Origin of the sequence: Streptomyces sp. CY-1 (assembly GCF_047218265.1) — a bacterium.
GTDB classification, from domain to species: Bacteria; Actinomycetota; Actinomycetes; order Streptomycetales; family Streptomycetaceae; genus Streptomyces; species Streptomyces niphimycinicus.
Genome location: NZ_CP178393.1, coordinates 10,963,007 through 10,977,483 on the forward strand (window position 1 = coordinate 10,963,007; position 14,477 = coordinate 10,977,483).

General features: G+C 71.4%; 10 protein-coding genes. 8 read left to right on the forward strand and 2 right to left on the reverse strand.

The features are described from left to right. The first annotated feature begins 80 nt into the window (after nt 1-80). The 6 genes from ACK1X7_RS45960 (at nt 81) to ACK1X7_RS45985 (ending at nt 9,967) form a co-directional block, all read left to right on the forward strand. On the forward strand, nt 81-830 hold the full coding sequence (locus tag ACK1X7_RS45960) for a DeoR/GlpR family DNA-binding transcription regulator (protein WP_014057528.1): 750 nt from the start codon (nt 81-83) through the stop codon (nt 828-830). Continuing rightward, the gene (locus ACK1X7_RS45965) at nt 827-2,200 is read left to right on the forward strand and encodes a 6-phospho-beta-glucosidase (protein ID WP_390792284.1); all 1,374 of its coding nucleotides are present in this window, start codon (nt 827-829) and stop codon (nt 2,198-2,200) included. The genes ACK1X7_RS45960 and ACK1X7_RS45965 overlap by 4 nt, the downstream gene beginning before the upstream one ends. 11 nt (nt 2,201-2,211) lie before the next feature. Beyond that, nucleotides 2,212-5,352 (forward strand): alpha-mannosidase, encoded by a 3,141-nt coding sequence (locus ACK1X7_RS45970; RefSeq protein ID WP_413116712.1) that lies wholly within the window; start codon nt 2,212-2,214, stop codon nt 5,350-5,352. A gap of 4 nt (nt 5,353-5,356) precedes the next feature. Beyond that, entirely contained in the window at nt 5,357-6,625 is a 1,269-nt protein-coding gene (locus ACK1X7_RS45975) for an alpha-L-fucosidase (RefSeq protein WP_390792286.1), read from the forward strand. A 167-nt stretch (nt 6,626-6,792) separates the two neighbouring features. Continuing rightward, the gene (locus ACK1X7_RS45980; protein WP_413116713.1) at nt 6,793-7,821 is read left to right on the forward strand and encodes an aminoglycoside phosphotransferase family protein; all 1,029 of its coding nucleotides are present in this window, start codon (nt 6,793-6,795) and stop codon (nt 7,819-7,821) included. 262 nt (nt 7,822-8,083) lie between these two features. Continuing rightward, nucleotides 8,084-9,967 carry an ATP-binding cassette domain-containing protein gene (locus tag ACK1X7_RS45985; RefSeq protein WP_390792463.1) on the forward strand — a complete coding sequence of 628 codons (1,884 nt, stop codon included), beginning with the start codon at nt 8,084-8,086 and terminating at the stop codon, nt 9,965-9,967. Nucleotides 9,968-10,093: 126 nt separating this feature from the next. Here ACK1X7_RS45985 and ACK1X7_RS45990 read toward each other — a convergent pair whose 3' ends face one another. Further along, the gene (locus ACK1X7_RS45990) at nt 10,094-11,053 is read right to left on the reverse strand and encodes a zinc-binding dehydrogenase (RefSeq protein ID WP_398158834.1); all 960 of its coding nucleotides are present in this window, start codon (nt 11,051-11,053) and stop codon (nt 10,094-10,096) included. Nucleotides 11,054-11,157: 104 nt separating this feature from the next. Then, a complete protein-coding gene (locus ACK1X7_RS45995; protein WP_390792288.1) occupies nt 11,158-12,315 on the reverse strand; it encodes an abortive phage infection protein in 1,158 nt (385 codons plus the stop codon). A 261-nt stretch (nt 12,316-12,576) separates the two neighbouring features. On the opposite strand from ACK1X7_RS45995, the gene ACK1X7_RS46000 reads away from it, so the two are divergent. After that, nucleotides 12,577-13,785 (forward strand): sensor histidine kinase, encoded by a 1,209-nt coding sequence (locus ACK1X7_RS46000; RefSeq protein WP_413116714.1) that lies wholly within the window; start codon nt 12,577-12,579, stop codon nt 13,783-13,785. A 4-nt stretch (nt 13,786-13,789) separates the two neighbouring features. Then, on the forward strand, nt 13,790-14,443 hold the full coding sequence (locus ACK1X7_RS46005) for a response regulator (RefSeq protein WP_385153289.1): 654 nt from the start codon (nt 13,790-13,792) through the stop codon (nt 14,441-14,443). Nucleotides 14,444-14,477 lie beyond the last annotated feature (34 nt).

Sequence of the window (14,477 nt, forward strand, 5' to 3'; positions counted from 1 at the left end):
GCGGGCTCTGCGCAAAAATGGCAAGAGGGATGCACTCAGATGCATAGAAATGATTGAGATTGACGAGTAGGCTGCTCGCCGTGCTGGCTGAACGACGACATCAGATGATCCTCCGCGCCCTGCGGTCCGGCGGCCCGGCGGCCGTGACCGACCTCTCCGAACAGCTCGGGGTCTCCGCCGCGACCGTCCGGCGCGACCTGCTGAAGCTGGAGGAGGAGGGACTGCTCACCCGGGTCCACGGCGGCGCGGTCGTCGAGGAGGGCGACCAGCCCTTCGCGGAAGTCGCCGGGGTGCGGGTGGCCGAGAAGGACGCCCTGGCGGTGGCGGCCGCGGACATGATCGAGGACGGGCAGTCCGTGCTGCTGGACATCGGCACCACCGCCTACCGGCTCGCCCGGCAACTGCACGGCCGACGGCTGACCGTGATCACCAGCAATCTGGTGGTGTTCGAGGAGCTGGCCGATGACACCGCCGTGGAGCTGGTGCTGCTCGGCGGGGTGCTCCGGCGCGAATACCGCTCCCTGGTCGGATTCCTCACCGAGGACAACCTCCGCCAGCTCCACGCCGACTGGCTCTTCCTGGGGACCAGCGGCGTCCGCCCCAGCGGGCAGATCATGGACACCACGGTCATCGAGGTCCCGGTGAAACGGGCGATGATCGCGGCCAGTGACCAGGTGGTGCTGCTCGCCGACGCGGGCAAGTTCCCCGGCACCGGCATGACCAAGGTCTGCGGCCCCGAGGATCTCGACGCAGTAGTGACCAACGCCCCCTCGGACTCGGCCACGTGCTCGGTGTTCGAGCAGGCAGGAGTAAAGGTGGTGCGGGTGTGAAGCTGACCATTCTCGGCGGCGGCGGGTTCCGGGTGCCGCTCGTGTACGGGGCGCTGCTAGCCGACCGCTCCCCGGGCCGTGTCACCCAGGTCACCCTCCACGACCTGGACGCCGGCCGGCTGGGCGCCGTCGCCCGGGTCCTGGCCGAACAGGCCGCGGCGAGCCCGGGAGGCACCGCCCGTCCGGATGCCGGGGGAGCGCCGACGGTCTCCCACACCACCGACCTCGACGAGGCGCTGCGCGGCGCCGACTTCGTCTTCTCCGCGATCCGCGTCGGCGGCCTCGAAGGGCGCGCCGCCGATGAGCGCGTCGCCCTGGACCACGGTGTCCTCGGCCAGGAGACCGTGGGCGCGGGCGGCATCGCCTACGGGCTGCGCACCGTCCCCGTCGCCGTCGACATCGCCCGGCGGGTCGCCCGGCTGGCCCCCGACGCCTGGGTCATCAACTTCACCAACCCCGCGGGCCTGGTCACCGAGGCCATGTCCCGCCACCTCGGCGACCGCGTCATCGGCATCTGCGACTCGCCGGTGGGCCTCGGCCGCCGCGTCGCCCGCGCGCTCGGCGCCGACCCGGACCGCGCGTGGATCGACTACGTCGGCCTGAACCACCTCGGCTGGCTGCGCGGCCTGCGCGTCGCCGGGCGCGACGAACTCCCGCGGCTGCTCGCCGACCCCGAGGCCCTCGGCTCGTTCGAGGAGGGCAAGCTCTTCGGCCCCGAGTGGCTCGCCTCCCTCGGCGCGATCCCCAACGAGTACCTGCACTACTACTACTTCAACCGGGAGGCGGTACGCGCCTACCGCGAGGCCGAGCGGACCCGCGGCGCCTTCCTCCGCGACCAGCAGGCGCGGTTCTACGAGGTGATGGAGCAGGGCCACGCCCCGGCGCTCGCGACCTGGGACCGCACCCGCGCCGAGCGCGAGGCCACCTACATGGCGGCCAACCGCGAGGCGGCGGGCGCCGGTGAGCGCGACGAGTCGGACCTGGAGTCCGGTGGCTACGAACAGGTCGCCCTCGCCCTCATGCGCGCCATCGCCCGCGACGAGCGCACCACCCTCATCCTCAACGTCCGCAACCGCACCACGCTGGGCGCGCTCGACGACGACGCCGTCATCGAGGTCCCCTGCCTGGTGGACGCGAGCGGCGCGCACCCCGTCTCCGTCGACCCGCTGCCCGGCCACGCCACCGGCCTGGTGTGTGCCGTCAAGGCCGTCGAGCGCGAGGTCATGAACGCCGCCGACAGCGGCTCGCGCGCCACCGCCGTCAAGGCGTTCGCCCTCCACCCCCTCGTCGACTCGGTCGCCGTCGCCCGCCGCCTCGTCGACGGCTACACCACGGCACACCCCGGCCTCGCCTACCTGAACCGCCCGTAGGAGCCCTCGCCATGCATGACGAACGCCGCCGCATCGAGGACCGCGTCCAGCGCGTCCTCACCCAGCGCATCCAGCCCGCCGCCCACTCGGCCTCCGTGCCCTTCACGATCGAGGCATGGCAGGCGCCCGACGAACCGGTGCCCTTCGCCGAGGCGGCAGGGGCCGCGTACGAGCCCTTCACCACCGGAACCCCCTGGGGCCCACCCTGGGGCACCACCTGGTTCAAGGTGCACGGTGAGGTCCCCGCCGCGTGGGCGGGCAAGCGCGTCGAGGCCGTCTTCGACCTCGGCTTCGTCGGCGACTGGCCCGGCAACCAGGCCGAGGCACTGGTGCACACCCCGGGCGGCGCCCCGCTCAAGGCGGTCAACCCGCAGAACCAGTACGTGCCGGTGGCCAACCCCGCCGAGGGCGGCGAGCACATCTCGTACCTCATCGAGGCCGCCTCCAACCCCGACATCCTCGCAAACGACTTCAGCCGCCCCACCCCGCTCGGCGACAAGCTCACGGCGGGCCGCGCCCCCCTCTACACCTTCGCCCGCGCCGACCTGGCCGTACTGGACGAACAGGTGTGGCACCTGGGCCTGGACCTCACCGTGCTGCGCGAGCTGATGCTGGAGCTGAGCGAGCACGAGCCCCGCCGCCACGAGATCGCCCACGCCCTCGACCGCGCCCTGGACCGGCTGGACCTGGACGACATCTCCGGCACCGCCACCGACGTACGCGACGCCCTGCGCGGTGTCCTGGAGCGCCCCGCCAACGCCAGCGCCCACACCCTCTCGGCCGTCGGCCACGCACATATCGACTCCGCCTGGCTGTGGCCCATACGCGAGACCAAGCGCAAGACATCGCGCACCTTCTCCAACGTCACGGCGCTCGCCAAGGAGTACCCGGAGTTCATCTTCGCCTGCTCGCAGGCGCAGCAGTACGCCTGGGTCAAGGAGCACTACCCCCAGGTCTGGGACCGCATCCACGAGGCCGTGCGCAACGGGCAGTGGGCACCGGTCGGCGGCATGTGGGTGGAGGCCGACGGCAACCTGCCCGGCGGCGAGGCCCTGGCCCGCCAGCTCATCCACGGCAAGCGCTTCTTCCTGGACGAGTTCGGCATCGAGACCAAGGGCGTATGGCTGCCCGACTCCTTCGGCTACAACGCCTGCTTCCCGCAACTGGCCAAGCTGGCGGGCAACGAGTGGTTCCTGACCCAGAAGCTCTCCTGGAACCAGACCAACAAGCTGCCCCACCACACCTTCTGGTGGGAGGGCATCGACGGCTCCCGGGTCTTCACCCACTTCCCGCCGGTGGACACCTACAACGCCGAGTTCTCCGGCCAGGAGATGGCCCACGCCGTACGCAACTACCAGGACAAGGGGCGCGGCACCCGCTCCCTGGCACCCTTCGGGCACGGCGACGGGGGCGGCGGGCCCACCCGCGAGATGATGGAGCGGGCGCGCCGGCTGGCCAACCTGGAGGGCTCCGCGAAGGTCGTCATCGAGCACCCGGACGACTTCTTCGCCGCCGCCCGGGCCGAATACCCCGACGCCCCGGTGTGGACCGGGGAGCTCTATCTGGAGCTGCACCGCGCCACCTACACCTCGCAGGCCCGCACCAAGCAGGGCAACCGGCGCAGCGAGCATCTGCTGCGCGAGGCGGAGCTGTGGTCGACGGCCGCCACGCTGCACGCCGACCGCCCCTACCCGTACGAGCGGCTCGACCGGCTGTGGAAGACGGTGCTGCTCCACCAGTTCCACGACATCCTGCCGGGCTCGTCCATCGCCTGGGTGCACCGCGAGGCGGAGGCGGAATACGCCCGGGTGGCGGCCGAGCTGACGGAACTCACGGCGGAGGCGATGGCGGCGCTGGGCGGTGCCGCCGTGCCCGGATCCGCCGCGCGGGTGTTCAACACCAGCCCCCGCCCGCGCGCCGAGGTCGTCGCCGCCCCCGCGGGCACGGCCGAGGGCCAGCCGCTGGCGGACGGCACCGTCGCGGTCTACGCGCGGGTGCCGGCGTCCGGCGCCGCCCCGCTGACCCCCTCCGCGACCGCGGCCCCGGCCCCCGAGCCCGTCACCGTCACCGGCGGCCGCGTCCTGGACAACGGTCTGGTCAGGGTCGAGCTCGCCGAGGACGGCACACTGGCCTCGGTACGGGACCTGGTGGCCGGCCGTGAGGTCCTGGCCCCGGGCGCCGCGGGCAACCTCCTCCGACTCCACAGCGACCTGCCCAACTACTGGGACGCCTGGGACATCGACAAGCACTACCGGCAGCGCTGGACCGATCTGCTCGACGCCGACGCGGTCACCGTAGCCGAGGAGGGCCCGCTGCTCGGGGCGCTGCGCGTGGAGCGCGCCTTCGGCAGGTGCGGCCGCTCGCGCATCGTCCAGACCATCACCGTCCGCGCGGGCAGCCGCCGTATCGACTTCGCGACCGAGATCGACTGGCACGAGGCCGAGAAGATCCTCAAGGCCGCCTTCCCCATCGACATCCACGCGGACCGGTCGACCGCCGAGATCCAGTTCGGCCATGTCCACCGGCCCACCCACACCAACACGAGCTGGGAAGCGGCCCGCTTCGAGGTCTACGGCCACCGCTGGGTGCATGTCGCCGAGCCGGGCTACGGCGTGGCGGTCCTCAACGACTCGACCTACGGGCACGACGTGGCCCGCACCACCCACGAGAGCGGTGAGGGCACCGGCGGTACGACGACCACCGTCCGGCTCAGCCTGGTGCGCGCCCCGCGAGTGCCCGACCCCGAGGCCGACCAGGGCATCCACCGCTTCACCTACGCCCTCCTGCCCGGCGCCACCATCGAGGACGCGATCGCCGAGGGCTACGCGCTCAACCTTCCGCTGCGCGTCGCCGACCCCGGCGCGGCGGTGGCCCCGCTGGTCACCACGGACGGCCCGGCCGCCGTCGTCGAGGCGGTCAAGCTCGCCGACGACCGTTCGGGCGATGTGGTGGTGCGGCTCTATGAATCGCTCGGCGGCCGTACCCGCACCACGCTGCGCCCCGGCTTCACCCACACCGGCGCCACCGTCACCGACCTGCTGGAACGCCCGCTCACCGAGGTCCACGACGCGCCCAGGACCGATGCGGACGGCAATGTCACGGTGAATCTGCGCCCGTTCCAGATCCTGACCCTGCGGCTGAAGAGGAGCTGACACCATGGCCATGCGACCGTGGTTCCCCGACGCGAAGTTCGGGATCTTCATCCACTGGGGCATCTACGCCGTGGACGGCGTACAGGAGTCCTGGTCCTTCTTCGAGGGCGACGTCCCGCACGAGACATACATGGCGCAGCTCGGCCGGTTCACCGCGGCGCGGTACGACCCCCGCGCATGGGCCGCCCTCTTCGCCTGCGCCGGAGCCCGCTACGCCGTGCTGACCAGCCGCCACCACGACGGCGTCGCCCTGTGGGACACCGCCCTCGGCGACCTGAACGTGGTCCGGCACACCCCGGCCGGCCGCGACCTCATCGCCCCCTACGCCGAAGCCCTGCGCGAACAGGGCCTGAAAGTCGGCCTCTACTACTCGCACAGCGACTGGAACCACCCCGACTACGCCTCCACCCGCTACGAGGGCCGCCCGCCCGAGCAGGAGAACAACCCGTACGCCGAGGTCCCCAAGGAAGCGGAGGACCTCGACGCCTGGGCGCGCTATCTCGCCTACCGCGACGGCCAGGTGCACGAGCTCACCACCCGATTCCGCCCCGACCTCCTGTGGTTCGACGGGGAGTGGGAGCGCACCGAGGAGCAATGGGGGATCCGCGAGCTGGCCCGGCTCATCCGCGCCGAGGTCCCGGACTGCGTGCTGAACGCGCGCATGCTCAGCGAGGGCGACTACGCCACCCCCGAACAGGGCGTGCCGATCGAGCCGCCCCCCGGGCCCTGGGAGCTGTGCCTGACCTTCAACGACTCATGGGGCTTCCAGCACCACGACCACAACTACAAGACGACGACCCAGCTCATCCGCTACTTCACCGAGACCATCGGCGCGGGCGGCAATCTGCTGCTCTCCGTGGGCCCGAAGGAGGACGGCACGATCCCGGACGAGCAGGTCGAACGCCTCGAAGGGATGGGCGACTGGATCGCCCGGCACGCCGACGCGGTGTACGGCACCGTCGCGGGCCTGCCCGCCGGACACCACTACGGCCCCAGCACCCTCGCGGCCGACCGCCGCACCCTCTATCTGACGGTCTTCGACATCCCGCGCTCGCCCATCGGTGTACGCGGGCTGGTGACCCCCGTACGCCGGGTGACCGTCCTCGGCACCGGCACCGAACTCGGCCACCAGGTGATCGGCGGCCTGCACGAGGTCCCCGGCGTGCTGTGGATCGACCCGCCCGCGGCCGCCGACCTCGACGACCACGCCACCGTCCTCGCCGTCGAACTCGACTCCGAGCTGGAGCTGTACCGGGGGCACGGCCGGTCCTGAAGGGAGGGGCCTGAAGGGCGGGGCCCGACCCATCGCTTCCCGGGCAAGTGGCCGAGCTCGTCGCGTTCCTCGTCTCAGCCGCCTGCTCCACACGGCGGCTTGAAGCAGGGCGGCCACTTGCTCGCCGTAGCCACACGCTCGTTCCGGTCGCGTGGAAGGATCGGCCCATGTGTTCACGACTGGCGTTCGGGGACGAGTTACGGGCCGAGCTGGGATCACCCAGGAGCGCTCACAGGCTGGGCAGCAGTCCGCGTTCACGTGTGTGGCGCGTTGAGTTTCCGGAGACATCGGCGGTGGTGAAGCAGATCGTCGACGGCCCCGACGCCGACGAGCGCTACGCCCGCGAGGTGGCCGCCCTGCGGCTCGCCGCCCGAGCCGCAACGCCCATCGTGCCCGCGCTGCTTGCCACCGATTCCGGCGAGCGGGTGCTGGTGCTGGAGCATCTGGATCACCAACGCCCGGCCCCCGACTGGATCGTCGACTACGCGGCCGCACTGGCACGGCTGCATGCCACCGCCCGCCCGGAGGACGCCGGAAGACTTCCGCGCTGGCAGGGCCCGAACCGGGCCGACATCGACTCCTTCCTCGGGCTGGCCGCGGCGCTCCAAGTACCCGTTACGCCTGGCATTTCCGACGAACTCGATGACCTCGTGAACCGACTCGACCAGGCACCCGGCCATGCCCTTCTCCACGGGGATCCCTGCCCCGGGAACGACCTCCACACCGCCACGGGGATCAGATTCATCGACTTCGAGCAGGCATCACTGGGCAGCGGTCTGATGGAGCTGGCGTATCTCCGTATCGGCTTCCCGACCTGCTGGTGTGTCACTTCGGCCGCCGAGCCACTGCTGGAACGGGCGGAGCGCGCCTACCGCACGGCGTGGCACACCGCGACCGGTACCCAGATCCAGGACGGCCTTGCCGACGCGTGTACCGGCTGGCTGCTCCGCGGCGACGCGCTGGTCGAGCGGGCACACCGCGAAGGCGATGACCATCTGGCCCGGATTCCGCAGCGGGACTGGACGTGGGGCACGGCGACAGCCCGGCAACGGCTCGCCCACCGGCTCGGTGCCGTCAGCAAGCTGACCGCCGGCCACACCTCTCTCAGCGGCCTCAGCCGCCTCACCACCGGTATGCGCCAACGCATGCTCACTCGCTGGCCGACGCTTCGGCCGGTCCCGACAAGGCGACCGTAGAGCCCGGCCGACACCCCCGGCCGGGTCCGGTGGAAGCGCCGAAACCTCGTACGTCACATGCGTCTCGGGATCGGCGTTTCGGCCAACCACCGGTACCGCACGGCGGCGGCGGCACGGCGACCGCACGCTCGCGGCCCTTGCGGCTCAAGGGCTCCAGCACGTCCGGAATCGAGCGCGTTCGATTCCCTCTCCGCGTCGTTATGCCGTGCACTGCCGAGCCATCCAGGCGCGGCACCCATTCCCAGGAGGGATGCAGGTGACGATGACCGACGCCTCGACCGCACATACGAAGACACCGCCCCCTCCACCCCCGGCCACCATCACCTTCGAAGGCCAGCACGGCAAGAACCCGCTGGCCGAGGCCAATTTCCGGGCGATGTGCAGGCGCCTGCCCGCCGTGCTCGGGCACACCGCGCGGATGGCCTGGGCCGTCGACAAACCCGGCGTCGTGCTCCTGCTCGTCTGCCAGCTCCTCACCGGTGCCGCGGCCGCCATCGTCCTCACCTTCACCGCGCAGGCCATGACCCATATCCTCGGCACCGGCACCGTGTCCGAACGCCTGCACGCCGCCGTGCCCGCCCTGATCGTCGTGACCGCCGCCGCGGGCCTTGGCCGAATCAGCGGCGCCCTGTCCTCCTACGCCGACGGGCGTATCACCCCCCTGCTGATGACCGAGGCGGACGTCGCGCTGGTCTCCGCCGTATGCCGCGTCGAAGCCTCCGCGTACGGCGAGGACGGATTCGCCGACCGGCACGAGGCCGCCGAGGTCGGTGTCACCCGCACCCGGATGATGGTGCAGGACGCCCAGCGGTTGATGGCCGCCCTGGTCCGCATGATCGCCGCGAGCGGAGTCATCACCGCGCTCCACTGGCTGATGCTCCCGCTGCTCCTGCTCGCGGTGCTCCCGGCCGGCGTCGGCGCCGTGCTGGCCGCGCGCGTCGACTACGAGACCCACTACCTCAACGTCGGCGACCGCAATGTGCGCTCCATGATGCGCTGGTGGGCCACCTACTCCCGCTACGGCGACGAGGTCCGCGCCAACGGGATGACCGGCTACCTCATCTATTGGTACCGCGCCCTGTCCGACCGCATCGACCAGCGCGTCCTCACCGCCGCTCCCCGCATGCTGCGCATCGCTCTGGCGACCAGCACCCTGGGCGGGTTCTTCCTGCTGTGCACCTGGGCCACCCTCGCGTGGCTGGCCACCACCGGCCGGGTCGCCCTCCCGGTCGCGGCCACCGCGGTGGTCGCCGTCCAGACCACGCTGGCCGCCCTCTCGCAGTTCGTGATCCACGGCGCGGCGATGTTCCACACCTCCCTGTACCTCGCCGATATGCGGTCCTTCCTCGACATGGCCGCCGAACGCGCCCCGCAGCGCGGCGAGTTGACGATCCCGGAACGCGTCGACGAGATCAGGCTCGACGAGGTGGCCTACCAGTACCCCGGCAAGGAGGAGCCCGCCGTCGACGGCGTCTCGCTCACCCTGCGCCGCGGCGAGATCCTGGCCATCGTGGGGGAGAACGGCTCGGGAAAGTCCACCCTGGCCAAGCTCATCACCGGCATCCTGCTCGCCGACAAGGGCCGCGTCCTGTGGGACGGCACCGACCTGGCCCAGGCGGACCCCGACGCGGTGTGGAAGCGCACCGCCCTGGTCCCGCAGAACTTCGCCTGCTGGCCCCTGCGCGCCCGCGAGAACATCACCCTGGGACAGCCGAAAACCTTCGACGACGCACCCGTGTGGCAGGCCGTCGACGCCGTTGGCATGCGCGAGGCGATCGAGAAACTTCCCCGGCAGCTCGACACCCTCCTGGCACGTGAACTCTTCGGCGGCGCCGAGCTGTCCGGCGGCCAGTGGCAACGGCTGGTGTGCGGCCGCGCCCTGTACCGGCGCACACCCCTGCTCATCCTGGACGAACCCACCTCACAGATGGACCCGCGAGGCGAGCACCAGATCTTCCTGGAGATCAAGCGCATCGCCGCCGAGCGCATGACCATCGTCGTCACGCACCAGCTCGAGAACACCCGCCTGGCCGACCGCATCCTGGTCATGCGCGAGGGACGCGTGATCGAGCAGGGCGGATACGAGCAACTGGCCGACGCGGGGGGCCTGTTCGCCGAGCTCGTCGCCCTGGCCAAGGACCGATGAGCTGAGGAACCCCCGGCGCGCCGGAGTACCCGGCGCGCCGGGGCGCGGGCCTCTGCCACGGAATGGCCCGCGCCGGAAAGCTCCGGTCCGCGGCGGCGGCGCGCAACCGCACGCGGTCAGATCGGGTCAGCCCCCGGGGCGGGTGACCAGGCGGCCCCGCACCTTGCCGTGGCGGAGCCGGTCCAGGCCCTCGTTGAGGTCGGCGAAGGGGATCTCTTCCACGATCGGGGTGATCCGGCCCTCCGCGATGAAGCCGAGGACCTGGCGGTATTCGTCCTTGCTGGCGCCATAGGAGCCGCGGAGTTCCACGCTCTTGTGGACGAGGCTGCCGTTGGAGAAGGTCGTGGTCTTGGTGCCGAGGCCGACGACGACCACGCGGCCCAGGCGGCGTACGGCATCGATCGCGTCGGACGTGGTGGAGCCCACGCCCGCGAAGTCGATGATGGCGTCGGGCCGCAGGTCCGCCAGCGCGGTGACGTCGGTGAAGCACTCGCGGGCACCCGCCGCGCGGGCCGCCTCGAAGGTGTCCGGGTTGATGTCCACGCCGTAGACCGTGGCCCCCGCGATCACTCCCGTACGGACGCCATTGAGGCCGAGGCCGCCCAGGCCGACGACGGCGATCACCTCGCCCGGTTTGGCCCGAGCCTCGGTGCGGACCGCGTGGTAGGCGGTGACGACCGAGTCCGTGGCGACGGCCGCATGGACCGTGGAGACGTTGTCGGGCAGGGGGACGAGTGTGGAGGCATGGGCCACCAGGCGTTCGGCATAGCCGCCGTCGAGGCCGATGCCCGGCGCGTAGGACGCCTGTACCTTCGGGTGCGCGATGATCGCGACGGCCACGCGATCGCCTATCGCATGGCCCTCCACCCCCTCGCCGAGGGCGGAGACGGTGCCCGCGACCTCGTGGCCGAGCGTGAAGGGCGGTCGGACGATGGGCTCGATCATGCCGTCGATCACATGGATGTCGGAGTGGCACAGCCCGGCTGCCTCGACGTCCACCACTACCCAGCCCGGACCGGCTACCGGATCCGGCAGTTCGGCACCCCGTAGCGGGGCACCCTTCGCCACGTACCGGAATGCCTTCATCGACTACTCCCAAGCTCAACTGAGACGAACCGCCGCCGCAGCCTACCGCTGTGTCAAATGCCGCTGATGGGCGGGCGGTTGGCCTTGGCCGGGCGGCGGAGATGTCATCGGTCGCGGGCGTACGCGTCGGCCAGGGCCGCGAATGATTCCTTGGGCTCCCAGTGCCAGGGAGAGTTCGGATCCGCCGGGCGGTCCCGGATCACTTTCACCAGGCTGTAGCTGGCCATGTCCAGGTCGAGTCGCGGCTCGCGGCGGTGTGGGGCGTCGGGCGTGAGGAAGGTATAGGCCATGGCCGCGTACAGGTTCATCGACTCGAACACGCCGAACACGTCGGTGAGGTAGGCGGCCTGGGTGTGCTCGCTGCGTACCAGTCCCTTCTTCACCTGCGGTGGCGTCGTGGTGTAATCGACGACGTCCCAGGCCATGCCGCCCAGGCGCGGTGCACCCTCGAAGGTGCAGGAGCCGAACTCGGTGATCGCGAGCGGCTTGCCATGACGCTGATACGTGCGCAGCTCCCGGACGTGCCCGGAGCGGTTCGGATACCAGCCGTAGTAGTCGATGCACACCAGGTCGAACAAGTCCCAGTCCACGTCCTCGTCCTGCGCGGCTCCATACGACAGGGGGCCGTGGAAGACCGAGCGGCCGACGGCGGCGGCCCGTGAGGTGAAGCTGCGCAGTCGCTCGGCCGTTTTCACCGGGTCGTAGTTGCCCTTGACCAAGTTGTCGATCCGTTCGACCGCGGTGGCGCCAGGCACGATTCCGGGAACGAACAGCATGAATTCACAGCCGACGTTCAGATGCACCCGCACGCCCTGCCTGCGCAGTCGTTCCGCGAACCGCCCGGTCTCCGCGAGGTGGTCGAGGATGTCCCGGGCAGGCACATCGCCCAGGGTCGGCTCCAGCCAGACGTGCAGACCGTTCTCGGCCGCCTCGGCCGCCGTGCGCGTAAGGCGCTCGACGCCATCGCCGGTGACTTTCACCGTGTCGGCGTGCAGCTCGCGGCGGATCGACCGCAGATCGGCCCGGGTACGAGCCGCGTTCCATCCCGTCGCCGGTGTCTCGCCCTGCCCTACTTCGTAGACCACCCCGCGATAGCGCACGCCGCCCGGCCTTGCGTCCCCCGCCCGCCCCCGATCCGCCGAGGCGTGTGTTCTGTTCCGCCACTCCGCCGCGGCGGCGTACCCCGCGGGAAGCGCCGCACCGACTGCGGCCGCCCCCGCGAGCCGCAGCAACCGCGCCCTGCTGATCTGGGCTGCACCCATCTCGTTCTCTCCCGTCTCATCGAATGGCAGCAGCCTGCCGGGGCCACCGGAGTCGGCACCATTCGCCGATGGTCTGCAAAGAGGGAGAAGGCGCTAGGACGAAAGACCTGCCGCCATTGCCGAAGGAACGACCCGATGGGCCGTATCGGACCACGGACCCGCCCGAAGCGACGGTCGGCGCCACCTGCCTGTGCCAAGTGGCCAAGGCGGTCTGGCCGGTAGGCCGATGTGCCGCCCTCGCGGCCCGCATACCCTCACCTCATGACCAACGGTCTCGACCTCGCCCTCCCGGCAGGCCGCACCTGGCGCGACTGGGCGGTGGACGCGGTGCTCTTCTGCGCGGCCGTCTTCCTCGGCATGGTCGTCCTCGGCGTGGTGGAGGAACAGGGCGAGCTGTCGGGCCGGGCGGCGGAACTGGACCCGCTGCTGGGGCTCGTGGCCTGCCTCGCGCTGTGGTGGCGGCGCCGTTTCCCGCTCGCCGTGGCCCTGATCGGGCTGCCCACGGTGGCGCTGGCGACCAGCGCGCTGCCCGCGGGCGCGGTGATCGTCACCAACTTCGCGCTTCGCCTCCGCTGGCGGCAGGCACTGCTGACGCTCGGTGCGTACGTGGTGTGCATGGTGCCCTCCGGCCTGCTGCTGTACGGGCGGGGTGCGGACCTGTTGACCGATGCCGTCTTCTGCCTGGCCTACCTCCTGGCCACCTTCGCCTGTGGCCATGCCCTGCGCTCCCGGCGATTGCTCCTCCAGCGGCTGCGTGCGGACGCCGAGCGGGCCCGGGTCGAGCACGAACGCCGGCTCGCCGACGCCCGCCGCGGCGAACGCCAGGCCATCGCACGTGAGATGCACGATGTGCTGGCGCACCGCATCTCCCTGCTCTCGGTGCACGCGGGCGCGCTGGCCTACCGCACCCGGCAGGCGCAAGCCGGTGCCGGACCCGCGCTCGACAGCGTGGAGGTCGCCGAGAGCGCCGAGGTGATCCGGGCGAACGCGCACGAGGCCGTGGAGGAACTGCATGAGGTGCTGCACCTGCTGCGGGCGGAGGACGGTGGTGAGCCGGTGTCGCTGCTGCCACGGATCGAGGACATCGGCTCTCTTGTCGCGGACGCCCGCGCCACGGGGCAGCCGGTGGACTTCCGCCCCGAGCTGACCGCCGATGCCGTCCACGAGCTGCGGTGGCAACTGCATCGCACCGTCTACCGCGTGGCCCAGGAAGGTCTGACCAACGCCCGCAAGCACGCGTCCGGCGCACCGGTCAGCGTGTGCCTGACCGGTGCTCCGGGCCGCGGCCTCACCGTGGAGGTCCGCAACGAACTGCCCGCCGCTCCCGGCACCGACGAGGCGATCCCGGGCACCGGCGCCGGGCTGACCGGGCTCGCCGAACGCGTCCGCCTCGACGGCGGCACCCTCGACCACACGGCCGCCGACGGCACCTTCACACTGCGCGCCCGGCTACCGTGGTCCGCGAGGTGACGCCATGATCCGAGTGCTGCTGGCCGACGACGACCCCCTGGTACGGACCGGGCTGAAGATGATGCTGCGCGGGGCGGACGACATCGAGGTCGTGGCGGAGGCGGCCGACGGTGCTCAGGCGGCCGCCGCCGTCGGCGAACACGAGCCCGATGTGATCCTCATGGACATCCGGATGCCCGTCATGGACGGCCTCGCGGCCACCCGCGCACTCACCCGCCATGGCACAAAGGCCCCGCAGGTGATCGTGCTGACCACCTTCGACGAACGCCGCCTGGTCCTGGAGGCGATGCGCGCGGGCGCCGCCGGGTTCCTCGCCAAACACACCGCGCCCGAGGACATCGTCGCCGCGGTACGCCGGGCCGCTCGAGGTGAGCCCGCGCTGTCGCCGTCCGCCGCGCGCGCCCTGATCGAGCATGCGGCGGCCGGACCGGACGACCGGGCCGAACACGCCCGGCAGAAACTGGCGTTGCTCACCGAACGGGAGCGCGAGGTGGCCGAGGCGGTTGCCGAGGGATTGTCCAACACCGACATCGGCACCCGCCTGCACCTGTCCCTGGGCACGGTCAAGGCCCACCTCTCCAGCGCCCTGGCCAAACTGGACCTGGACAACCGTGTCCAGCTCGCGCTCCTCACCCACGACGCTCGCCCGCGGTCCTGACCGTAGCGGGCGGATCGTGGCCGCAGGTTACTGC